This is a genomic window from Clostridium thermarum (genome assembly GCF_006351925.1).
GTDB lineage: Bacteria > Bacillota > Clostridia > Clostridiales > Clostridiaceae > Clostridium_AU > Clostridium_AU thermarum.
Window position 1 is genome coordinate 1,714,374 of record NZ_CP040924.1, and the last position, 24,292, is coordinate 1,738,665.

At 37.0% G+C, this 24,292-nt stretch carries 23 protein-coding genes, 1 tRNA gene and 1 pseudogene; 22 read left to right on the top strand and 3 right to left on the bottom strand.

Features of this window, described 5'->3' with window-relative positions:
• Positions 1-3: 3 nt before the first annotated feature.
• The 12 genes from FHY60_RS07770 (at position 4) to pnpS (ending at position 12,036) form a co-directional block, all read left to right on the top strand.
• Positions 4-1,059 carry a type IV pilus twitching motility protein PilT gene (locus FHY60_RS07770; protein WP_139904438.1) on the top strand — a complete coding sequence of 352 codons (1,056 nt, stop codon included), beginning with the start codon at positions 4-6 and terminating at the stop codon, positions 1,057-1,059.
• A gap of 157 nt (positions 1,060-1,216) precedes the next feature.
• On the top strand, positions 1,217-2,509 hold the full coding sequence (locus FHY60_RS07775) for a glycosyltransferase family 2 protein (protein ID WP_139904439.1): 1,293 nt from the start codon (positions 1,217-1,219) through the stop codon (positions 2,507-2,509).
• A 219-nt stretch (positions 2,510-2,728) separates the two neighbouring features.
• Positions 2,729-3,943 carry a cell division protein FtsA gene (gene ftsA, locus FHY60_RS07780; protein WP_163215876.1) on the top strand — a complete coding sequence of 405 codons (1,215 nt, stop codon included), beginning with the start codon at positions 2,729-2,731 and terminating at the stop codon, positions 3,941-3,943.
• A 15-nt stretch (positions 3,944-3,958) separates the two neighbouring features.
• Complete coding sequence (gene ftsZ, locus FHY60_RS07785; RefSeq protein ID WP_139904441.1) at positions 3,959-5,047, top strand: cell division protein FtsZ; 1,089 nt, start codon at positions 3,959-3,961, stop codon at positions 5,045-5,047.
• 204 nt (positions 5,048-5,251) lie between these two features.
• A complete protein-coding gene (gene spoIIGA / locus FHY60_RS07790) occupies positions 5,252-6,058 on the top strand; it encodes a sigma-E processing peptidase SpoIIGA (RefSeq protein WP_139904442.1) in 807 nt (268 codons plus the stop codon).
• 14 nt (positions 6,059-6,072) lie between these two features.
• Positions 6,073-6,780 (top strand): RNA polymerase sporulation sigma factor SigE, encoded by a 708-nt coding sequence (sigE, locus tag FHY60_RS07795; RefSeq protein WP_139904443.1) that lies wholly within the window; start codon positions 6,073-6,075, stop codon positions 6,778-6,780.
• Positions 6,781-6,854: 74 nt separating this feature from the next.
• Complete coding sequence (gene sigG, locus FHY60_RS07800) at positions 6,855-7,628, top strand: RNA polymerase sporulation sigma factor SigG (protein ID WP_139904444.1); 774 nt, start codon at positions 6,855-6,857, stop codon at positions 7,626-7,628.
• 266 nt (positions 7,629-7,894) lie between these two features.
• Complete coding sequence (locus tag FHY60_RS07805; protein ID WP_139906327.1) at positions 7,895-8,140, top strand: YlmC/YmxH family sporulation protein; 246 nt, start codon at positions 7,895-7,897, stop codon at positions 8,138-8,140.
• A 206-nt stretch (positions 8,141-8,346) separates the two neighbouring features.
• Entirely contained in the window at positions 8,347-8,802 is a 456-nt protein-coding gene (gene nrdR / locus FHY60_RS07810) for a transcriptional regulator NrdR (protein ID WP_139904445.1), read from the top strand.
• A 94-nt stretch (positions 8,803-8,896) separates the two neighbouring features.
• Positions 8,897-9,619, top strand: a complete 723-nt coding sequence (pgeF, locus tag FHY60_RS07815) for a peptidoglycan editing factor PgeF (RefSeq protein WP_139904446.1) — start codon at positions 8,897-8,899, stop codon at positions 9,617-9,619.
• A gap of 13 nt (positions 9,620-9,632) precedes the next feature.
• On the top strand, positions 9,633-10,328 hold the full coding sequence (locus FHY60_RS07820; protein ID WP_139904447.1) for a response regulator transcription factor: 696 nt from the start codon (positions 9,633-9,635) through the stop codon (positions 10,326-10,328).
• A 1-nt stretch (position 10,329) separates the two neighbouring features.
• Entirely contained in the window at positions 10,330-12,036 is a 1,707-nt protein-coding gene (gene pnpS / locus FHY60_RS07825; RefSeq protein ID WP_139904448.1) for a two-component system histidine kinase PnpS, read from the top strand.
• Between the two features lie 39 nt (positions 12,037-12,075).
• Here pnpS and FHY60_RS07830 read toward each other — a convergent pair whose 3' ends face one another.
• Positions 12,076-13,275, bottom strand: coding sequence for an MFS transporter (locus FHY60_RS07830; RefSeq protein ID WP_139904449.1), 1,200 nt, complete (start codon positions 13,273-13,275; stop codon positions 12,076-12,078).
• Positions 13,276-13,309: 34 nt separating this feature from the next.
• A complete protein-coding gene (locus FHY60_RS07835; RefSeq protein ID WP_207671448.1) occupies positions 13,310-14,377 on the bottom strand; it encodes an ROK family transcriptional regulator in 1,068 nt (355 codons plus the stop codon).
• A gap of 469 nt (positions 14,378-14,846) precedes the next feature.
• Here FHY60_RS07835 and FHY60_RS07840 point away from each other — a divergent pair, with 469 nt between their 5' ends.
• From FHY60_RS07840 to FHY60_RS07860, 5 genes are all read left to right on the top strand, one after another.
• Positions 14,847-16,235 (top strand): DUF512 domain-containing protein, encoded by a 1,389-nt coding sequence (locus FHY60_RS07840; RefSeq protein WP_139904450.1) that lies wholly within the window; start codon positions 14,847-14,849, stop codon positions 16,233-16,235.
• A 2-nt stretch (positions 16,236-16,237) separates the two neighbouring features.
• Complete coding sequence (gene der, locus FHY60_RS07845) at positions 16,238-17,563, top strand: ribosome biogenesis GTPase Der (RefSeq protein ID WP_139904451.1); 1,326 nt, start codon at positions 16,238-16,240, stop codon at positions 17,561-17,563.
• On the top strand, positions 17,556-18,557 hold the full coding sequence (locus FHY60_RS07850) for an NAD(P)H-dependent glycerol-3-phosphate dehydrogenase (protein ID WP_139904452.1): 1,002 nt from the start codon (positions 17,556-17,558) through the stop codon (positions 18,555-18,557). Before der ends, FHY60_RS07850 begins: the two co-directional genes overlap by 8 nt.
• A 114-nt stretch (positions 18,558-18,671) precedes the next feature.
• Entirely contained in the window at positions 18,672-20,150 is a 1,479-nt protein-coding gene (spoIVA, locus tag FHY60_RS07855; RefSeq protein WP_139904453.1) for a stage IV sporulation protein A, read from the top strand.
• Between the two features lie 187 nt (positions 20,151-20,337).
• Positions 20,338-20,413: transfer RNA gene (locus tag FHY60_RS07860), tRNA-Pro, on the top strand.
• Between the two features lie 467 nt (positions 20,414-20,880).
• On the opposite strand, the gene FHY60_RS07865 is transcribed toward FHY60_RS07860, so the two are convergent.
• Entirely contained in the window at positions 20,881-21,228 is a 348-nt protein-coding gene (locus FHY60_RS07865; RefSeq protein ID WP_163215879.1) for a transposase, read from the bottom strand.
• Between the two features lie 72 nt (positions 21,229-21,300).
• Here FHY60_RS07865 and FHY60_RS07870 point away from each other — a divergent pair, with 72 nt between their 5' ends.
• From FHY60_RS07870 to FHY60_RS07885, 5 genes and pseudogenes are all read left to right on the top strand, one after another.
• A complete protein-coding gene (locus tag FHY60_RS07870; protein ID WP_207671449.1) occupies positions 21,301-21,489 on the top strand; it encodes a hypothetical protein in 189 nt (62 codons plus the stop codon).
• Between the two features lie 109 nt (positions 21,490-21,598).
• Positions 21,599-22,404: pseudogene (locus tag FHY60_RS18285) on the top strand (phage portal protein).
• Positions 22,359-22,787 carry a phage portal protein gene (locus FHY60_RS18290; protein ID WP_243122251.1) on the top strand — a complete coding sequence of 143 codons (429 nt, stop codon included), beginning with the start codon at positions 22,359-22,361 and terminating at the stop codon, positions 22,785-22,787. The pseudogene FHY60_RS18285 and the gene FHY60_RS18290 overlap by 46 nt, the downstream one beginning before the upstream one ends.
• A complete protein-coding gene (locus FHY60_RS07880) occupies positions 22,777-23,628 on the top strand; it encodes a minor capsid protein (RefSeq protein WP_139904455.1) in 852 nt (283 codons plus the stop codon). Before FHY60_RS18290 ends, FHY60_RS07880 begins: the two co-directional genes overlap by 11 nt.
• A 116-nt stretch (positions 23,629-23,744) precedes the next feature.
• Positions 23,745-24,290, top strand: coding sequence for a hypothetical protein (locus tag FHY60_RS07885; protein WP_139904456.1), 546 nt, complete (start codon positions 23,745-23,747; stop codon positions 24,288-24,290).
• Positions 24,291-24,292 lie beyond the last annotated feature (2 nt).

Sequence of the window (24,292 nt, forward strand, 5' to 3'; positions counted from 1 at the left end):
AATATGTTATCATTTAATGAACTATTAGAAATGACACTTAATGCAGGAGCCTCAGACCTTCACTTAACTGTTGGCGTGCCTCCCATAATGCGTATTAATGGTAAACTTACATCTATACAGGAAAAGTCTCTTACCCCGGAAGATACTGCGGCCTATGCCAGAGCGGTACTAGAGGATAGATATGATGAATACAACAAACAGGGGGAAATAGATACCTCTTATTCGATTTCGGGAACAGGCAGATTCAGAGTAAATGTTTTCAAACAGAGAGGCAGTGACGCCCTGGCCATAAGAGTTGTAGGATTAAAAATACCTACTCTTGCTGATTTAGGTTTTCCAAATGTAATAAGAGACCTTACCACAAGGCAGAGAGGCTTGGTATTGGTTACCGGACCAACAGGCAGTGGTAAAAGTACAACTCTTGCAGCAATGATAAACGAAATTAACACTACAAGATCTGCACACATTATTACCCTAGAAGATCCTGTAGAATATTTACATAGACACAATAAGTCTGTGATAAATCAAAGAGAGATAGGTAAGGATAGCAGTAGCTATCAAAGAGCCTTAAAATCAATATTAAGAGAAGACCCGGATGTAATTCTTGTAGGAGAAATGAGAGACCTGGAGACTATATCCATCGCTATTACTGCAGCTGAAACCGGTCATCTTGTACTTTCTACCCTGCATACTATTGGTGCTGCAAAAACTATAGACAGAATAGTGGACGTATTTCCTCCCTATCAGCAGCAGCAGGTGAAAATTCAGCTGGCATCTGTTCTGCAGGGGATTGTTTCACAACAATTGCTTCCAAGATCAGATGGGGAAGGAAGAGTAGCTGCTCTTGAAATAATGATTATTACTTCAGCAATACAAAACCTAATAAGAGAAGGAAAAACTCATCAAATTGAATCATCCGTACAAACCGGAAGTAAGCATGGAATGAAAACTATGGATATGGCAATCACAGAGCTGTACAAGAAGAAGCTCATTTCTGCTGAAACGGCACTTACTTATTCTATAGATAAAGAGATGATTCAAAGACTAATGATGTTATAGTTTAATTTTTCTAAAAGTGGGCATACTTTATAGTATGCCCCATTTATTTGTAGCTTTTCGAATATTATCTACTGACAAAGTTGTAAAAATATCTTTTAAACTATGGCATTTGTATTTTCATTGTGCTAAAATAGCTTTGAATCAGGGGGGGACGAAAATGCAATTTATAAAAGCAATATTTGATATTTTAGGTGCGATATTTACAAAGGGACTTATGACCATATCTGCATACTATATCATTCTGTCATTTTTTGGCCTAATAAGGCTAAAAAGTAAAAAGAAGTTTGAACCTCAAAAGTCATTTGCTTTGCTGGTGGCAGCCCATAATGAAGAGATGGTGATAAAGGATATAGTACATAGTTTATCAAATCTAGACTATCCCAAGGATCTATATGATATCTTTGTTATCGCTGACAACTGTACTGACAATACAGCTAAAATTGCAAGAAACAGCGGAGCGATAGTTTATGAAAGAACAAATAAAGAAAAAAGAGGAAAGGGCTACGCTCTGGAGTGGATGTTTGATAAAATATTCAAGATGGATAAGAAGTATGATTCCGTAGTGGTCTTTGATGCGGATAATCTTGTATCAAAACAATTTTTAAGAGAAATGAATAACAAGCTTTGTGAAGGCTTTGAAGTGGTTCAAGGCTATCTGGACAGTAAAAATCCTGTGGATTCTTGGATTACTGGAAGTTACTCCATAGCCTTCTGGACATCAAACCGTATGTTCCAGCTATCCAGAAGTAATTTAAAACTGTCAAACCAATTGGGAGGCACTGGTTTCTGTATTTCTACCAAGGTTCTTAAAGAACTTGGCTGGGGAGCTACCTGCTTAACTGAAGACCTTGAGTTTACCTGCAAGCTTGTACTTAACGGTAAGAGAGTTGGATGGGCCCATGACGCAGTAATATACGATGAAAAGCCTTTGACCCTTGCACAATCTTGGTGGCAGAGAAAACGATGGATGCAGGGCTTTGCTGATGTAGCTAGCAGATACTTTTGGAAGTTGATAAAGAGAGCAGTGACTAAATTTGATCTAGTGTCACTTGACTGTGCTATATACAGCATACAGCCTATAATAGTTATCATAGCCGGCATAGGAATGATAATGAATGCAATTCAAAAGGGAACTCAATATTACGAAAAACTAAGTGATTTAAGTGGCTTTTTCACAGAGTTTAGTCAAAGCATAACTGCAGATTTTAACTTAATAACAATGGGTGTGATATTTGTTACTGTTATGCAGCTAATTTATACACCACTGGTGTTGGCCCTGGAGAAAAAGCTTAGTCTAAAGGTATTGCTTTACTATATAGTATACCCTATCTATGCCATTACATGGATGCCAATATCAATTATGGGGATTATTGATAAAGACAAAAAAGAGTGGAGTCATACTCTTCACACGAGAAGTATTAATATAAATGACCTTGAAAAAGCTAACTAATAGAGAGGAAGTCTTCCTCTTTATTTTTTTAAAAAAAATTTATGTTTTATTAAAATTTAATGAAAAATTGGAGGAAAATTAATTTTTGTGTTGAATATATAAGGTTATAGCTATTCGAATAAATGAATCAGCAAGTTGAATAATTTAGGTAAAAGTTTTGTGTTTAAATAGATTATTCAAGACTAGAAATAGGATATGAACTTGGGAGGGAAAGCATTGATGAATGATCTACTTGTAGCCTTTGACATTGGATATTCAAAGATAAGTGCTGCAGTAGCAAGGGTTGATGGCTTTAAACAAATGAATGTTGTTGCTGTATCCTCCGTAAATAATTACGGTATTAAAAAGTCTGTCGTAGTTGATGTGGAACAAGTTGTAGAAGCTATTGCTCAATGTAAGGCCAAATTGGAAAATTTGGTTGACTCATCTATTAATGATGCTTATATTAGTATTCATGGAGGCTTATGTAGTATTCAAGATGCAAAGGAGACTGTATCAATTGTCTCAGGTTCAACAATAACTGATAAAGATGTTGAAAAAATTATGAATATTACAAGAGAGAAAGCATCGAAGCCAGAAAGAGAGGTTGTCTGGTTATTGCCGGTACAATACAGTGTGGATCAATACTCCGGCATTGAGGATCCCATCGGAATAAGAGGCAAGGAATTGACCTTTGAAGCTAAGCTGTTTACTGTGGATTCGATGGTAGTCAAGGATCTGGTTAAGTGTATGGAAACTGCTGGTATAAAGGTAAGAGGGATAATTCCTGAACCCATAGCCCTGGGCAAACTGGTGACAACTGAAGAACATAAGGTATCATCTATAGGAATTGTAAATGTTGGAGCGGAATCTACGGACTTGTCCATATACGAAATGGGCAGAATATGTTATACTAAATATATACCATTAGGCGGTAACAGCATTACAAAAGACATAATGTCATGTTTAAGTATCCCCTATGCTGATGCAGAAAAAGTTAAATTAAAGTATACTCAAAATACTGTTAATGGTGACAATCAGATTGATGAAAAATTCAAAGATGATATACAATCAATGTATAATAGTGGTATAATTAATGAGGTTATTGAAGCCAGGGTTGAGGAACTAATAACTTTTGCCCTGAAAGAAATCAATAATAAAAAGAGATTAAAGGAGTTTGATAGAATCTTCATAACCGGCGGTGGTATTATCTATTATAAAGATATCATAGCTAAATTTGAAGAAGAATTAGGTAAACCCATACAGATTATAGAAAATAATATGATGGGGGCAGGGAATTGGATTTATTCCGTACCCGTTGGCATGTTAAAAGTGATACTAGACAGTATCAAAATTGTTAGAAATGAAGCTTCAGTTCCTTCAGAGGGAAATGGTAAAAAAAGTAAAAAAAGTATTTTTGGAAGATTAAAGAACTTAATAGATGAGTTTATTTAAAGGGGAGGTATTATCTTGTTAGATTTCGATGTAGATGTACAACAATTTGCGAAAATAAAGGTAATTGGATGTGGCGGCGGTGGTAATAACGGCGTAAACAGAATGATTCAAGAAGGTTTGAAAAATGTAGAATTTATTGCTATAAATACTGACAAGCAGGCATTAATGTTATCACATGCGTCTCAAAAGATACAAATAGGAGATAAGCTGACTAAGGGATTAGGGGCAGGAGCCAATCCTGAAGTTGGACAAAAGGCTGCAGAAGAGAGTAAGGAAGAAATAGCACAGGCAATAAAGGGTGCTGACATGGTATTTATCACTGCAGGTATGGGTGGAGGTACCGGTACCGGTGCAGCTCCAGTAGTTGCAGAGATTGCAAAGTCCATGGGCATACTTACTGTTGGTGTTGTTACTAAGCCATTTCCTTTTGAAGGCAGAAAGAGAATGCTTCATGCAGAACTTGGAATTAAGAACTTAAAGGAAAGAGTAGATACATTGGTTACTATTCCAAATGAAAGATTACTTACAATGGTAGATAAGAGAACTACTCTTGTGGAGTCCTTCAGAATGGCAGATGACGTTTTAAAACAAGGTGTACAAGGTATATCAGACTTGATAACTATTCCTGGTTTAGTTAACTTGGACTTTGCCGATGTTAGAACCGTAATGCTAAACAAAGGCTTGGCTCACATGGGTGTAGGTAGGGCCAGTGGTGATGATAGAGCACAGCAGGCAGCTAAGCAGGCTATTTCAAGTCCATTGCTGGAAACTTCCATCGTTGGTGCTACAGGAGTACTGCTTAATGTAACCGGTGGCCCAGATCTTGGACTATTAGAGATCAATGAAGCTGCTGAGATAGTACAGCAGGCAGCAGACCCGGATGCTAACATCATCTTCGGAGCAGTTATCGATGAGAACCTTAAGGATGAAATAAGAATTACCGTCATTGCTACAGGCTTTGAAAATGATAAACATGAGCAAAAAAAGCTAATTTTTGATACTCCAAAGGACGATAAGAAGCCTCTTGAAGAAGTGGCTTCAACAAGAGATTACAATGACAACGAACTGGAGATTCCTGCGTTTTTAAGAAAGCAAAGAAGATAAGTAGTTTAGGACCATACATTTATGTATGGTCTATTTTTATTATCTTTTTGTATGATAAAAAATAATCCTCAGATACATTTTTATTGGCACTTATAGGTTTTGATGTAGAAATATAACATATAAAATAGTGTAAACAGAGGACAATTGTGACAAAATTTTGCTTTCAATGGATATATAATATCCTTAGGGAGTAAATAGGGGTTGATGCTGTTGATTGTATGGGTAGATGTAATGATATTAGAAAATATAATAGTCAATTATTTTTTGCTTATAATAACAGCTCAAACATTGAGTATAAAGCTTAAAAATATTAGAGCGATAATTTCCTCTGCCGCAGCAGGGCTTTATACTTTAGTTATTTTCTATGATAAATTAAAATTTTTCACTATACTTCCTATAAAGCTTTTGGTTGTCATATTAATAATATATGGTGCCTTTGGCAAAAATAAGCTTATTTTTATTCTGAAAAGTACATTAATATATCTATTATATACTTTTGTATTAGCAGGACTAATCTTTTTTTTAGAATATAGAAATATGGGAAACCCGGCCTATGGGTATTATGAAAACTTTAATACAAAGTGGCTTATAATTGCGCTGATGTTACTTTATATTATTATATATAGAGTTTTTAGTTTTATAATAAGCAGGAGAAAGCTTAACAACTATACTTATAATGTAGAGATATTTACAAAGTCCAGCAGTTTTACAGTTAGTGCACTGTTAGATACAGGAAATGAATTAAAGGAACCAATTACTAATCTTCCTGTGATTATAGTAGAGAAAAGCGCGGTATCAGATATTGATACCAGCCTGTATGAAAAGCTATATATACCTTATAAAGTAGTAAGTGGACAAGCAAGTTTTCTGGAAGCCTTTAAACCGGAAAAAGTTAAGATAAGCTACGACAAGGATAATTTTCAGTATAAAAATGCCGTAATCGGGATTAGCGATATAAAATTAAGTGAATTCAATGAATATCAGGCACTATTATCAAGAGACATTATATGAGGGGTGGAGAAACTATGATGGGATTATTATCATTTTTCAGTAAGTTAGTATTAAAAATAAAATTTCTTTACAAGAGGCTTTACTACATAGGTGGAAACGATGCACTACCCCCGCCACTTTCAAAGGAAGAGGAAGATTCCCTGGTAATAAAACTGGTGGAAGGCGACGAAAGTGTCCGGTCCGTTTTAATAGAACGAAATTTAAGACTGGTTGTCTATATAGCAAGAAAATTTGAAAATACTGGAGTTGGTGTTGAGGATCTAATATCAGTGGGTACAATTGGACTAATAAAAGCTGTAAATACCTTCGATCCTGAGAAAAAAATTAAATTAGCTACTTATGCTTCCAGATGTATAGAGAACGAAATACTAATGTATCTTAGAAGAAATAGCAAGGTCAAAGCCGAAATTTCCTTCTATGAGCCACTTAATATAGATTGGGACGGCAATGAACTGTTATTGTCCGATATTCTGGGAACTGAAAATGATATAGTATATAATCTTATAGAAGATGAAATTGACAAGCAGCTATTGGTACTGGCTATGAAAAGACTCAATGAAAGAGAAAAGGAAATTGTAAGCTTAAGATTTGGACTTAATGGCAGCGGGGAAAAGACCCAAAAGGAGGTTGCTGATATGCTGGGCATATCCCAATCCTATATTTCAAGGCTTGAAAAGAGAATCATTAAAAGGTTAAAGAAAGAAATAAATAAAATGATATAGTTTGTCTTTAGTATAAAAAGGCGCTTCCCAGGAGATAATTTTAAATGCAATTACTCTAAAGGGGCGATGACTTGATGATGATTAACAAGGTTGAAATATGTGGTGTAAATACCTCAAAGCTCCCGGTGTTAAAAGAACCCGAAATGCGGGCTCTATTGGAGGAGATGAAAAAAGGCAATAGTGAAGCCCGGGAAAAGTTCATAAAGGGTAACCTCAGATTAGTATTGAGTGTAATTCAAAGATTTAACAATAGAGGAGAAAACGTTGATGATTTATTTCAGGTAGGCTGCATCGGGTTAATGAAAGCCATTGATAATTTTGATTTGAGCCAGAATGTACGATTTTCTACATATGCAGTGCCTATGATTATTGGTGAGATAAGAAGATACTTAAGGGATAACAACTCTATAAGAGTTAGCCGTTCACTGCGAGATATAGCATACAGAGCTCTTCAAGTGCGAGACAAAATGGTAAATGACAACAACAAAGAACCTACAATCTCTGAGATTGCTAAGGAGTTAAAGGTACCAAGAGAAGAGGTTGTCTTTGCGCTTGATGCTATTCAAGATCCGGTTTCCCTTTTTGAGCCAATTTATCATGATGGTGGCGATGCCATATATGTGATGGATCAAATAAGCGATAATAAAAACATGGATGAAAGTTGGTTGGAGAATATATCTATAAAAGAGGCAATGAAAAAACTTAATGACAGAGAAAAGCTTATCTTGACATTGAGATTCTTTGACGGTCGTACCCAAATGGAAGTAGCAGATGAAATAGGAATATCCCAGGCTCAAGTATCGAGATTGGAAAAGACAGCCTTAAGGCATATGAGAAAATATGTTTAAACTTATTATTTATTTACAGGACTGTATCAAGGGGAGAAGCTTGATATGGTCCTTTTTTATCTGAAAAGAATTTAAGAGGGTTGTTTAAGAGAATGTGTTCTATACAATGGTATCTATGAATCATTGATTGGAATGTCAATTTTAGAAAATATATATGGCATCCAGGTTTTTAATGATTAAATGCATAGCTTATTAATTTTGCACATATATTTTAATGAGATTTTTATAAACGAAGGGGGTAGGTTTAAGTGGATAACAATAGCAATATGTACTCCATAAACAATTTAAGGGTAATGGAAGTAATCGACATAAATACCGGTGCTAAAATTGGATATATAAAGGATATTAAGATAGATTGTGATGAATATAGAATTGAGTCTTTGCTGCTTCCTATGCAAAAAAGCTCCTGGTTTGGAAAGCAGAACATGCTGGAAATACCCTGGTCTAAAGTTAAAAAGGTAGGGATAGATGTAATCCTTGTGGATGCTGATAGTACAGCCGGTGCAGAGTGATTTTCTGATAGAAGTATAAATGCAAGCTGTTGTTGCATGGAATAGTTGTAAGAAATTGTGAAATATAATATTAATGGGTAGTTAGACAGGCTTTAAGTGGTCTGTCTATTTATTTTAAGACAAAGCAAACTGTTTAAAATATTATTGTAAGCTTTATCACATTTATGCGATAATGTAATAAAAGCTTTTGAGAGGTGTGATAGCATATGAAGTGTCCTTACTGCGGATTTGAGGAAAGTAAAGTTGTGGACTCCAGATCTACAGAAGATAATATGTCCATAAGAAGAAGGCGTGAATGTCTCAGCTGTGCAAAGAGATATACTACCTATGAAAAGATAGAGGACTTACCTATATTAGTCATAAAGAAAGATCAAAGAAGGGACTATTTCGATAAATCAAAAATAATAAACGGGCTTATAAAGGCTTGTGAAAAAAGGCCTGTATCAAGGGCGCAAATTGAGTCAATTGCTGAAGACGTAGAAAAGAGAATAAGTAATCAGATGCTTACAGAAGTAAAGTCCGAGTATATTGGCGAGGTAATAATGGAGAACCTAAAAAATATAGATGAAATAGCATATGTGAGATTTGCTTCCGTCTATAGACAATTTAAGGATGTCAATACCTTTATAGAAGAGATAAAAAAGCTTATGTCTACAAAATAGGTATGTTAAATTGTCGTTAACTAGGTTAAATCTATATATATAGGCTTGCAATGGATAATTAATTTATGCAACAATATATTATGAGGTTGATTCAATGAAAATAGATTATATGGATGGATTTCAATACATCAAATTTGTTCAGGGGAAGGCAAATATCATATTTTTTACTGCATATAATGATGCGGATTTTAATATGATATCTGATAACTTTACCAATAATATCAATAAGGTTCAAGAAATGTTTGGCCTTAGGGATGTAGGCTACTCCAAGCAGGTACACGGTGATGTCATAAATATATATGACGGCTCGGTGAAATGTGGAGATGCCATACTTACAAAGGAAAAGCGAGTAGCAATAGGCGTATTTACTGCAGACTGTGTTCCGGTGATTATATACGATGCTGCACGGGACTTATGTGCAGCAGTACACAGCGGCTGGAAGGGAACTTACAGCCAAATTTCCTACAGCACAATAAATAAAATGATGCAGGAATTTGGATCTAAGGCCGAAGATATTTCTGTCTATATTGGACCCCATATGAGGTGCTGCTGCTATGAGGTAGGACAGGAGTTAATGGATAAATTTACTTCGGATGATTTGTATAAATCAGATGAAATAGTAGTAGATAGAAGGCTTAATTTAGCTAAGTGTATAGAGCTGCAGTGTATAAAATCCGGTGTAAGCAAAGATAAAATCTATGATGTAAACTTGTGTACCGGATGCTCTGAAAGAACATCGGGCATTAAGCTTCATTCCTTTAGGACAAGGAAAGACCAAAGCGGCAGATTATTTTCACTAGTATATATGGAAGAATAAATGGAGGTTTTTTATGCCGGAAGAAAAAATTTTAGTGGTAGACGATGAGGCAAATATTTTAGAACTGATAAGATTCAATTTGGAGAACAATGGTTATAAGGTATTAACGGCCCAAAATGGTGCGGAAGCCCTAAAAATAGCAAAGACAGAGCAACCAAGCTTGATGCTTTTAGACTTGATGCTTCCCGGTATGGATGGTTACGATGTTTGCAAGGAAATAAGAAGAGATAAGCAAATGTCTCAGATTCCCATCATTATGATAACTGCAAAGGGCGAGGAGATTGATAAGATTTTGGGCCTGGAGCTGGGGGCTGATGACTATATTACAAAGCCCTTTTCCATAAGAGAGCTCATGGCCAGAGTTAAAGCTGTACTGAGGAGAACCAGCGTTCAACCTAATGATGACTCCTATAAATTTGGCAACATTACAGTAGACTTTCAGAAACATGAGATCCTCAAAAAAGGTGAAAAACTGGAACTGACCTTAAAGGAATTTGAGCTTCTGGAAATATTAATAAAAAACAAGGGCCACGTCATGACCCGGGACTTTCTGTTAGATAAGATATGGGGTTATGAATACATTGGAGAAACCAGAACCGTGGATGTGCATATAAGACATCTTAGGCAGAAGATTGAGGAGGATGACAAGAATCCTGTGTATATAGAGACCATAAGAGGAATAGGTTATAGATTTAACTTTGGTGATTGACATGAAAAAGAAGCTTATGTTTTTTATACTCTCTACCATAGTATTTTGCCTGGCCCTAACTATAGCCCTGTATGTCCTTATATCCAACTATGAATACACTGAAATCAAGAAAAAGGAACTTGCCTTGAATAATGAAATAATATCTAAGATTATTAAAGAGTATAAAATTGACATTAGTTCAGGTAAACTTCCTTTTTCTTCTGAGTTAGAGAAATATGATTATAGGCTTACTATCATTGACAAGGATGGCCACGTTATTTATGAAACTCAGAAAACCAGTGAATCTATGGAAAAGCATAATGAAAGTAGTGAAGTAACTGAAGCAAGAGCAAAAGGGTTAGGAATAAGTATAAGGTATAGTTCTAGCTTAAGAAAGAACATGATTTATGTTGCTACTAGGTTAGATGGGAACATTATTATTAGAAGCTCAAAACCTATTGAGACCTTAAGTGCAATCAATACCAAATATTTAAAGTACTATATTATATTGATAATAGTAATCTTGGCCATGACCCTTGCCATATCCTCCAGACTCTCCTATATCATTATAAAGCCCATAAAAGATTTACAGTATATAACTGGCAGAGTTGCTAAAGGGGAACTGGAAAAAAGAGTAGTGGTAACTTCCAAGGATGAAATCGGACAACTTGGAAAGACCTTTAACTACATGGCAAGTCGACTTCAGGACACTCTTAAGGACTTAGTAGATAAGCAGAATAAGCTGGAGGCTATACTAAAGAGCATGGACAGTGGAGTAATAGCCATAGATAGAAATAACCGTATAATGATGATAAACCCCTATGCAAAGAAGATATTCGGTATTGATAAGGATATTATCGGAAAAAAATTGGTTGATCATATAAAAGATCTGGTAATTGACGAGCTTCTCCATGGTGCGGACGGTTCACAGCGGGAAATTAGAGTATCATACCCCCATGAAAAGATTTTGAGGATAAGAACAGCGGAGTTAGTAAATAACAGTGAGCACATGGGAACAGTGGCTGTGGTGCAGGATATTACAGAAATAAAAAGACTGGAACATATGAGGTCGGATTTCGTGGCTAACGTGTCCCATGAATTAAAAACTCCATTAACATCTATTAAAGGCTTTGCGGAAACCCTCAAATATGTAGAGGACAAAGCCACTAAGGAGAAGTTCTTAGACATAATAAATGATGAGGCGGAAAGGCTCACCAGATTGATAAACGATATATTAACACTGTCAGATTTAGAGAACCATATAGAAGAAAGAAAAGAACTTATAGATGTTAAAGAAACAATAATGCAGGTATATAATTTAATGAAGCAAACCGCAGAGGATAAAACCATAAACCTTGAATTCGACTTACAGCAGGGATGTAGAATTTTAGGCAGTACTGATAAGTTCAAGCAAATGATGATTAACTTAGTGGACAATGCCATAAAATACTCCGAAACCGGCGACAACGTGGAGATTGGTTGCGCCCAGGAGGAAGAACATTGCGTAATTTGGGTAAAGGACAATGGAGTGGGTATACCTAAAGATCATATACCAAGAATTTTTGAAAGGTTTTATAGGGTTGACAAGGCCAGGTCCAGAGCCAAAGGAGGTACCGGCCTAGGCTTGGCCATAGTCAAGCACATTGTCATTGGCTTAAAGGGCACCATTGATGTTGAAAGTGAATTAGGTCAGGGTAGCAAGTTTACAATTAAAATACCGGTGGTATAGTAAAGAAATGGTTTTAAATCAACATTCTTTCGATAATTACTATACTTCCGACTTTAACTTGTATAGATAGGCATTGAGAGTTTCTGAACCAATGAGCATAGTAGCTATATAGAATACAACGAAGAAGGGCATTATGCTTATTGATGTTCTAGATGCAATTACTCCAAGCAGCGGCGGCAAGAAGGTGCTTCCCGTGTAGGCAAAGGCCATTTGGTAACCCATAAGCATTTGTGAGTTTTCCTTTCCAAAACGTACAGGAGTTTCGTGCAGCATGCAGGGATAAATAGGCGCGCAGCCTAGTCCCACTAGCATAAAGCCAAACAGGGAGAATATAGATGGCAGTGGTAGCAACAATAAGAGAGCACCACACAATGCTATAGTTTGTCCAGTACGGATCATCATGCGGTTACTCATTTTCAGAGTTAAAAATCCGCTGATAAATCGGCCAACCGTAATGCCGGTATAATAGAGAGATACCCAGCTGGCGGCAGTGGCTGCAGAGATATTCTTTACATTTACGAGGAAACTACTGCCCCATAATCCCATTGTGGATTCCGTACCGCAGTAAAATAAGAATGACACTAAGGCTAACTTAACTCCCTTAATTTTAAGAGGCTTTTGGGCCGCTTGGCCAACTGATGTGCTATCTGCAGCTTCTTCTGAACCAGATTCATTATTTTCAGAATCTCTTTCTGCTTTAATCCATAGGGGAAGGGCTGCTAAAAGTATCACAACCAATACAAATTGAATGATTGACACCGTCAGATATCCGTATCTCCAAGTCTGACCCTTTGAAATAAACCTGGACATAATTATAGGACCGATACTAGCGCCTACTCCCCAAAAGCAGTGCAGCCAACTCATATGGTAGGACTTGTAATGCAGGGCCACATAATTGTTCAAGGCAGTATCTACGGAGCCTGCTCCTAGGCCCAGTGGTATAGCCAACAATATAAGCCATATGAGAGATGGTGCAAAGGAGATACCTAAGAGGGCAGCAGCGGTCATTAAGCAGCTAATAAAGGCAATTTTACCGGTGCCTAAGGCTTTGATTACTCTACCACTTACAAAGCTGGAAACGATAGTCCCTCCTGCCACTATCATAGAAATCAAACCTGCCGCTTCAAATGGGGCATTAATATCTAAGTGCAGCAGTGGCCATGAAACACCCAGTAGTGAATCCGGCAGTCCTAAACTGATAAAGGATAAATAAATAATAACTAAAAAAAACGTAGCCATAAAATTTCTTCCACCTTTACTTATATTTTGGACTTTAATCTCTAATAATCTTAATACCTGAGAACATTGATTTTAAACCAAGAGTCTTTAAACCAAGAGTGTAATCTTCTTTCCAATTTTCCCGGATTCGCAAATCAGGCATATGTTCCATGGGAAAGTACTTTGAACAATTCTCTATGATTTCCAGCAGATCACTTTGATCAATATCCTTTTTACATAACACTATGTATTGGGGATTGATTATGGTGACGAAGGCAGTGATTAAGCGGCTAACAGCATCTATATCCAGCTTGGTCACACCATTTTGCCTTGTACGCTGGAAAAAGTTCTCCTTATCGTATATGGGAATGAAGCTAACTTCACCGGCAAAACAAGTGCTGCCTCTAACCACTTCTCCATTAATTAAAATGCCTGTACCTGGACCGTTATTACCAAGATAGAGATAGGTAATGGAAATATCATGAAGCTTTGCTTTACTATCCAAGGGCTCTTCAATTTTCAATGAAGTTTGTTTAAGTACTTCATGATAGCCGATAACAGCAGCGTTCATATCATTTTCTATGACCACCGGCAAATTGAAACGTTCTTCAAAATACTTCTTTAAGTTTACTCCTTTGAAAGCATCATAATCCGGTATAAAAAATATTTCTCCATTCTTTACCGCTCCCGGAACACCGATTGAAATGGAAGCAATGTTAGGATGCTCTTTCAATAATCCGGACACAATCATCTCAATACTATCCAGGGATTTGAGAAATTCACCATCTAGACGACCACTTATTAAGGTCTCACCAGTGCACTTATAAACAGAGTAGATAGTTTCCTTTTGCTCTAGAAATAGGGTAAGGCCAAGAATTTTCTCAGCATTGATGGAATACCGCATAGCTCGTCTTCCGCCGCTGGAATCATCATAACCTAATTCAATTATCTCTTCATTCTTTCGTAGTGTTTCCAATACTTTTCCCACAGTTGGAGAGCTTATGCCACAGTACTTACTCAGTTCTGCCTTAGTAGCACTGCCAAGCTCTAAAAGGGCAGAACGAATCATTTCTCTGTTGACTGTGGCCATCACTTTTGGTCTACCAGCCAAGTCTCTCAACATTACCACTTCCTAAATTAACTTTTAAAAGTATCTTTCATAAGTATAATTTATAATTATAATATCCATTAAACAATGGAGAAAATTATCCTTTCGAAGATAAACTTTGCATGAAATATGAATATAATACATGGGTTAATATAAAGATAAGAATAGATACTAGAAGAATAATAGTGAAAAATATTAATCACTGAATACACGGAATACGCGGAATTACGCTGAGGGACTCTTCTTTTTTATTTTAATATGACATGGATGTAAAATTGTTAAAACTACATTAATGCAATAACTTAAGCAAAGTTGACCTTGAAAAAAGAACTTCCGCGTATTCCGTGTCCTCCGAAAATTCCGTGTTTAGATTTTTTCGTGTGTCCATTGTCATTTCCTATTCTGTAAGCTTTTAATTTGTTGACTATATTGGTCAATTAAGGTATTATAACTAGTTGTATACTAATTTTAACGAGGTGACGCTATGTCAGCAAAAATAAGTAATATACATCCTGGGGGGATAGCTGAGGAGCTTGAGCTGGAAGTTGGGGATGTTATATTATCGATAAACGGCAATGAAATAAAGGATATAATTGATTATAGATTCTTAATGGCAGAAGAATATATAGAACTAGAGGTTCAAAAGCTCACTGGCGAGATTTGGACCTATGAAGTGGAAAAGGAATATGACGAGAACCTTGGAGTAGACTTTGAAAAATCTATTATGGATGAGGCTAAGAGATGCTCTAATAAATGTATATTCTGCTTCATCGATCAGCTGCCTCCAGGTATGAGGGACACCCTGTATTTTAAAGATGACGATTCAAGACTGGCCTTTCTTCAGGGGAACTTTGTAACCCTCACCAATATGAAGGATAGCGATATAGACAGAATTATAAAATATAGAATCAGTCCCATTAATATTTCTGTGCATACTACGGACCCTGAGCTTAGAAAGAAGATGCTCAATAACCGTTTTGCCGGCAATATATATGAAAGACTGCAAAAGTTAGCTGCCGCAAACATAAACATGAACACTCAAATTGTCAGTGTTCCCGGAATAAATAACGGAGAAGAACTTATAAAGACTATTGAGGACCTTTATAAGCTCCATCCTGCAATACAAAACGTTGCAGTGGTTCCGGTAGGTTCTACCAAGTACCGAGAAGGCTTGTATAATATAACCCTATATAATGCTGACAGTGCAAGGAAAGAAATTCATAGTGTCAGAAAGCTTCAGAAAAAGTACATAAAAGAAATTGGAGCACCCTTTGTGAGACTTTCAGATGAGTTTTATGTCTTAGCCGGGGAAGAAATACCTGACAGTGACTTCTACGAAGGCTTTGAACAGCTGGAGGACGGTGTTGGAATGATAAGGTTCCTAAGGGATAGCATAGAACAAACACTGCCCTATTTGAAAGATGAGGCTGAGGGAGAATATACCTTGGTTACCGGTGTTTTAGCCTATGAGGAGATAAAAAGCATGGCAAAGCTTATTATGGAAAAAAACAATAAGGTTAAACTTGATGTCAGAAAGATCATTAACCGGTTCTTTGGAGAGACCATAACTGTAGCAGGCCTCCTTACCGGTGGAGATATCATTGACCAGTTAAAGGATAATATCGGACCGGGCAAGATAATCATACCCGTTAACATGCTAAGAAGCGGGGAATCTGTTTTTCTGGATGATTTGACCATACATGATTTAGAAGAGGCCTTGGGAAGAAAAGTTATAAAATGTGAATATACCGGGGAAGATCTAATAGACATAATCAATAATAATGGCCAGGTGTGTAAAGAAACAAAGACAGCCGGTGGAGCAGAAATTGATAATTTATACATGCAGAATAAGGAATACAAAAGGGAGGAATAGCAATGGGAAAACCAATAGTTGCAATCGTGGGAAGACCCAATGTAGGTAAGTCAACTTTATTTAATAAATTGGCGGGAAAGAGAATATCAATAGTACAGGATACACCTGGGGTAACAAGAGATAGAGTATATGCCGAAGCAGAATGGCTTAGATACAACTTTACAATTATAGATACGGGTGGTATAGAACCGGAAAGTGAAGACATCATAGTAAGCCAAATGAGAAGACAGGCGCAGATTGCCATTGAGACTGCAGATGTAATAATATTTATCGTGGACGGTAAGGAAGGTCTTACCGGGGCAGATAAAGAGGTTGCTCAAATGCTGAGAAAGAGCAAGAAGCCTATAGTTTTAGTTGTAAATAAGGTAGATTCTCTGAAGGAAGAAAACAATGCCTTCGAGTTCTATAACTTAGGCATAGGGGATCCTATTACAATTTCCGCTTCTCAGGGTTTAGGCTTGGGAGATATGCTGGATAAGGTTGTTGAACATTTTGGAGATATTGATGATGAAGCGGTTGACGATGAGATTATCAGAATAGCCTTTATGGGCAAACCAAATGTGGGAAAGTCTTCCTTGATAAATAGGCTTTTGGGAGAAGAGAGAGTAATAGTAAGTGATGTTCCCGGAACTACAAGAGATGCGGTGGATAGTTATCTGGAAACAGAGCTAGGAAAGTTCATACTTATCGATACCGCAGGTCTTCGACGTAAGAGTAAGGTTAAGGAAGAAATAGAGAGGTACAGTGTAGTAAGAACCCTGGCAGCTATCGAAAAGGCAGATGTGTGTATCTTGATGATAGATGTAGAGGAAGGTGTAACTGAACAGGATGAAAAAATCGTTGGCTATGCCCATGAAATGAACAAAGCCATAATGGTTATAGTGAACAAGTGGGATCTTGTTGAAAAAGACGATAAGACCATGGACAAATACAAAAAAGAACTAGAGATGAAATTAAAATTCTTAAACTATGCCTCATACCTGTTTATTTCAGCAAAAACTGGCCAAAGAGTGCATAAGGTCCTTGAAATGGCTAAAGAGTGCTATGACAATTACTGCAGAAGAATTTCAACGGGTATATTGAATGAGGTTATAAACAAAGCTGTACTTATGAAGGAACCTCCAGTAGTTGGTGTAAAGCGACTCAAAATATACTATGTTACTCAGGTAGGTATAAAACCACCAACTTTTGTTTTCTTTGTAAATGACTATAAGGCTCTTCATTTTTCCTATGAAAGGTATCTTGAAAATCAGTTAAGAAGCAGCTTTGATTTTAAAGGTACCGGAATAAAACTACAATTCCGTGAAAGGAACGAAAAAAATGATTAAGGTGGCATTAATTGGTGGGGGGAGCTTTGGAACAGCTCTAAGTATGCTTTTAGGTAAAAAAGGCTACAAGGCAGAACTTTGGGACAGAGACTTAGAAGTTATTGAAGAAATAAATACTAAAAGAACCAATGAGAGATATTTAAAGAAGATTGCTATTCCGGAAAATGTCTTGGCCTCCAACGATATGAAAGCAGTTATAGGCGGGGCAGAATATATAGTGCTTGCGGTACCATCTCATGTTATTAGGCTTATATCAAAACAGATTAGGGAATTGGTAAAGCCCGGTCAGATAATTGTCAGTATTGCAAAGGGCATAGAGGAGACTTCCTTAAAGAGGTTGTCAGTGGTCATCAGTGAGGAGCTTCCTGAAAATGACGTCGTAGTACTTTCTGGTCCCAGCCATGCTGAAGAGGTAGCTACAGAATCCCCTACAACCATGGTTGTTACATCTACTAATATGGAAGCGGCACAAAAGGTACAGGACCTATTTATGTCAAAGCATCTGAGAGTTTATACAAATTCGGATATTATTGGCGTGGAAATAGGCGGAGCTGTAAAAAACATAATTGCCTTAGCAGCTGGAGTGTCCGATGGTATTGGTTACGGCGACAATGCAAAGGCAGCCCTTATGACCAGAGGAATGCATGAGATTATACGAATAGGAACCAAACTTGGGGGGCTCAGAACAACCTTCTCCGGCCTTACCGGCATGGGAGACCTAATAGTAACTTGTACTAGTATGCACAGCAGAAACCGTAGGGCAGGTATACTCATTGGTAAAGGCTATACCACAGATGAAGCTATCAAGGAAGTTGGCATGGTGGTAGAAGGAATAACCGCCTGCAAGGCCTTTTATACCCTTAAAGAGAAGGAAGGGGTAGATATGCCTATAACCGATGTACTCTATAGAATTCTGTTTATGGGCTTAAATCCAAAGGAAGCAGTACATGCATTGATGACCAGAGACAAAAAAGATGAAATATACATAGACTAAAAAAATTACGAAAAACTGTCTTAAAATAAATTAAGGCAGTTTTGTTTTTTGTCATAAATGACTTTAGCTATTAATATATATATATCGTAATAACTATAATTGGGAGGGTATATTTTGGAAAACTTTGATATATACAAGGATATAGCAGAGCGTACACAAGGCGATATCTATGTAGGAGTAGTAGGTCCTGTAAGAACAGGTAAGTCAACATTCATCAAAAAGTTCATGGATATGATGGTAATCCCAAATATCGATAATACCTACAAGAAGCAAAGAGCAAAGGACGAACTTCCTCAGAGTTCTTCTGGAAAAACAATTCACACTACAGAACCAAAGTTTGTTCCAAATGAAGCTGTAGAAATCAGCTTAGCAGAAGGAATTAAGTTCAAAGTGAGAATGGTGGACTGTGTTGGTTATATTGTAAAAGGCGCAGCAGGCTACATAGAAGGTAATCAACCTAAAATGGTAACTACTCCTTGGTATGACTACGAAATACCTTTCGAAGAGGCAGCAGAGCTTGGTACAAAGAAGGTTATAAACGAACATTCCACTATCGGTCTATTGGTAACCACTGATGGATCTATCACTGACATATCCAGAGAAGAATATTTAGAGGCAGAAGAAAGAGTTGTAGCTGAATTAAAAGCTATAAATAAGCCCTTCATCATCATATTAAATTCCGCAAGAACCGGTGATCCTGAAACCATTCAGCTAAAGGCTGAGCTTGAAAGAAAGTACAATGTTCCTGTAGAGCTGTTAGATGTTTTAAATCTAAGGCAAGAGGATGTTACAAATGTAATGCACAGAGTTCTTAAGGAATTCCCGGTGAAGGAAATCAACATAGATATGCCTGAATGGATAGAGAAATTAGAGGCAACCCATTGGCTAAAGGTTAACCTTATGAACATCATCAAGGATATGTGCAAGAGTATCGAAAAGGTTAGAGATGTAAGAGAATCCATCGATGGCTTAGGACAAATCGAGTTCCTGGATAAAGGAATGGTTAGCGAAATGAATATGGGAGAGGGAACAGCAAGAATTGAACTGGCACCTCAAAAATCCATATTCTACAATATATTAAGTGAAGTTTGCGGATGTAACATAAAGGGTGAAACAGAGCTCCTAGGCATTATGAAAGAATTGCATAGAGCGAAGACAGAATTTGACAAGATAGAAGAAGCTCTCAAAGATGTAAGAGAAACAGGCTATGGCCTAGTAGCACCACAGCTTAGTGAAATGAAACTTGAAGAGCCGGAAATAGTAAAACAAGGCAACAGATTTGGCGTTAAGCTGAAGGCCAGTGCTCCATCACTGCACCTGATAAAGGCAGATATCGAAACAGAAATATCTCCTATTATGGGTACAGAGAAGGAAAGTGAAGAGCTGGTTAAGTCATTACTGGAGCAGTTTGAATCAGATCCATCAAAGATCTGGCAGAGCAACATGTTTGGTAAGTCCTTAGAGGTTCTTGTTAAGGAAGGCCTACAGAACAAACTCTACAAGATGCCAGAAGATGTTCAATCCAAGATTCAAAAGACCCTCCAAAAGATCATCAACGAAGGCAATGGCGGTCTGATTTGCATTATACTATAATAACGAAGGGACTAGGGACAGAGGGACGTTGTTAGTGTCCCGCTTATGTCCCTTGTTTTTTGGGACAAAGAGATGTTGTTTCTGTCCCGCTGGGACTAGGGAACGTTGCTTATGTCTCACCGGATATTTAAAAATAATAATTTATTATTGATTTTCTTTTTATATATGGTATAATATAATTCGTCGACTGGGTATGGCGCAGATGGTAGCGCGCTAGAATGGGGTTCTAGAGGTCGCAGGTTCAAATCCTGTTACCCAGACCAAAGAAGCTGTGAAACATTGAAGAATCAGTGGTTCACAGCTTTTCTATTTTAGCGTAGGATGTCCAATGTATGTAATAAATTTTTAAATGAAAAGATGCCCTTCACAGGACACCTTTAAATAATTCGTTTAATTTTTGAGCGGCCTCCTTTTGTATATTTGGCAGCACGTGAGAATATGTATCTAGAGTAATGCTTATAGAACTGCGACCTTAACAAACATAGCCACAATATAAGCAAGTATGTTTGCGTTGGATCTCCACAATACTCAAGGGGGTTAACCTTCCTATGTCTCACAGGATCAATGTCCCTAAATTCCTTCGTTCAACCTATCCATGAGGTGGAGGTCAGTTATGCTCCTAAACGGGATCAATGCCCTAATTGAAAAAACTTTATCTGACTGCTCCCAGCTTCATATCTCAAAGAACTAAAATCTAAAAAGTTGTGAATAAATGTAAAGCCTTAAATTCTCAATTTTTAGCTACCATCGGCATGATAGCTTTAAACAAAATAGAACGCAGTTTTCGTCGACCACGTTTAGTTATGGAGGTTTGGCCTTTATGCTGGCCAGAATTGTTCTCCTTTAAATTAAGTCCCGTGAGTTTCTGAATTTGACGGGGGTGATCATAGTTGAATAGGTCACAAACTTCAGAAAGGAATCCCGCAACTGTTACTAAACCTAAGCCATTGATAGCAATCATTTGATGGGCACCAGGTATCTTATGAACAATATCCTCTATTTTCAACATCAATCTCTTTAACCTGTCTGCCAATACCTCATAATTATCCACAAGGTATTTGAGTTCATATTCGGCCATTTCCTGACCTTCTTTGAGTTCTACGGACATTTTTGCAGCTTCGTAGCTGACGCAGAAATTGTGCTAAATGATATGCTTTTACAGTTTAATGAAAAGTGCGTTAACACCTTTAAAGAGTTCTTCTCTTACATCTGGGATGAGAAAGCCATCCGACGAGGGGAAGATAAACCGGTTAAGGTTATGGACCATGCTATGGATGCTATGAGGTATTTTGTTAATACTATTTTATACAGAAACGCAGGTGTTTCAGTCCTAAAGTAAAGGAGGTATGGGGGTGTTTATATTTAAAAATAACACTAACATGATGTTTATGCAGGATATTATATTGCTTGAAATTAGAGAATTTAACTCCAGTGACAAAAGAAAACTGATGATTACTGGACAGAAGTATTATGATGTTGAAAATGATATACTTGACAGAAAGATAGTCAGATATACTGATAGAGGCTATGAAGAAGATAAGTGCAAAGCCAATAATAAATTAGTCCATGCCTTCATGAAAAATTTAGTTGATGAAAAAGTAGGGTATTTATTATCTAAGCCTTTTTCATTAGATGGAGAGAATAAAGACTATATCCAGAAAATTAAAACTATCTTAGGGAAGAACCTGCAGTATGAAATATCTAAGATGGGAAATGAAGTAAGCAATAAAGGTATTGGATATTGGTATATTTATATTGATGAAGCAGGTAATTTTAAATACATGAAGATGCCGGCAGAACAGTGCATACCTATTTGGAAAGATAACAGCACACGGAGCTGCAGGCAATGATAAGGTATTATGTTCAAATTGAGTATGAAGGCAAGAAAAAGAAAGAAGTTACTAAGGTTGAATATTACACAGAAGATACCGTTGAATACTTTGTACTGAATGATAATAAGCTTATATATGACATAGAAGTGGAACCTGTAAGTGGGCCGGTACCTCATTATAAAAAAGGTGAGGAGGCTAGGAGCTGGGGAAGGGTTCCTTTCGTTGCTTTTAAGAACAATGATTCAGAGTATCCGGATATAAAGTTTGTTCAGTCTCTCATTGATGACTATGACAAAAGACGGTCTGATATATCGCTGCTAAGCTCCACCTTGAGCAAATTAAGAGAGACATTAAAGAGTTTGGACAATCAGTTAATATGGATCTTGATAAGATGGGATCAGCTCCATCCGGAATTGCTCTAAAGTTCCTTTACTCCGGATTAGATTTAAAGTGTAATAAGCTGGAGATTGAGTTTAAAAATTCATGGGAACAGTTACTATACTTTGTAAATATCTATCTAGCTGAAACAGGTCAAGGCAATTACAGCAATGAAGAAGTTGAGATAGTATTCAATAGAGACATTGCCATTAATGAAACTGAGACCATTAGCAATTGCACAAACTCAAAAGATGTTATCAGTGATGAAACAATAATTGCTAATCATCCCTGGGTTAAGGATCCAGAGCAAGAGCTTGAGAGATTAGTTAAGCAGAAGGAAGAAACCCTGAAAAAGCATCAGGAAGCTTTTGGAATGAATATAGAGCAGCAGGCCTCCGGCGGAGATGATGAAGTAGATGAGGAATAAGTACTGGGGAGAACGTGCACGTCAGCGTATGGACGATTATCACAAGGATTCTGATAGGGTAATAGGAAAGATACTGGAGTCATATCAAGCCGCTATAGAAGAAATTAATGCGGCAATGCAGAAAATATTAAATACATACTCAAAAGATGCTAAATTGAGTATGGAAGAAGCAAAAAAGTATCTCACTATTGGGGAAAAGAAAGAATTTATCGACAATCTTAAAACAACAATAGCCTATGTTCCGGATGAAGAGCTAAAAAGAGAAATGTTAAGACAGATAAATGCACCGGCTTATCGTGCCAGACTTACTAAGCTGCAGGCTATTAAGGAGAAGCTTAATGTTGAATGTAAAAAGCTAGCTGATATTCAGGTGAGAAACATAGAAAAGGGACTAATGAATACAGCTAAAACTGCATATTACAGGACAATGTTTGATATGCAGCAGATGACAGGGTATGGATTCAGTTTTGCGGAGATATCGGTGAAACAAGTTGAGGAGATATTGAAAAATAAGTGGAGTCGTAAGCATTTCAGTAAGAGAATATGGGGAAATACAGAGAAGCTTTCTTCTGAACTAGAACATGTACTAACTAAGGGCTTCATGAATGGTGCCAGTGTTCAGCGTATGACCAAGGATATTGCTGACAAAATGCAGGTAGGAGAGTTTGCTGCTGCAAGACTTATCAGAACTGAGACAACATATGTAGCCAACTCAGCAGAACTTGAAGCTTATAAAGAAGCGGGCGTTGAGAAATTTCAATTTCTGGCTACGTTAGATTTAAGGACATCAGATATATGCCGAGAACATGATGGGAAAATATATGACCTTAAAGAAGCATAAATAGGGAAGAACGTTCCTCCACTACATGCTAATTGTAGAAGTACAACATTAGAGGTATTTGATGATGATGATCTCGAGGAGATCAAGAGGAGCTCAAGAGGAGAGCTAAGGATCCAGTGACAGGAGAAAGCAAAACGGTTCCTGCGAATATGACCTATAAGGAATGGTATGAAGAGAATGTTGCGAATAATCCTAGAGCGTTAACTGAGGAAAAGAAGATTAAGAATAAGGCGTCAGATAAGAATGAGCTTAAAAAATACAGAAGTATACTGGGTGATGAAGTACCTAAACACATTGATGACTTCCAGGAATTAAAGTATAATAATACTGAGAAATGGAATGTTATAAAGTGTAACTATAGAAAAATTAACGCCTATAATAAAATTGTTATTAATGAGCCGACAATCACAAAGGACTTGCAAGATATAGCTAAGACTTCTGGATATGAATTGGTTGGACTTGATTTTAGACTAAAAAGCAAAGATTCTTACCTCAGAAAGGTAAATACAGATAGTAACAATAGTTTGGATGTAAAGATTATTGATGAGACCATTGCAGGTACAAATGATGTAATAAGATATACATACCAAGCTCCACATGAGGAACTGGTTGACAAATACTTTGAGATTAATAAGCTTTTATCTGAAAAAGGTTATGAGTAAGT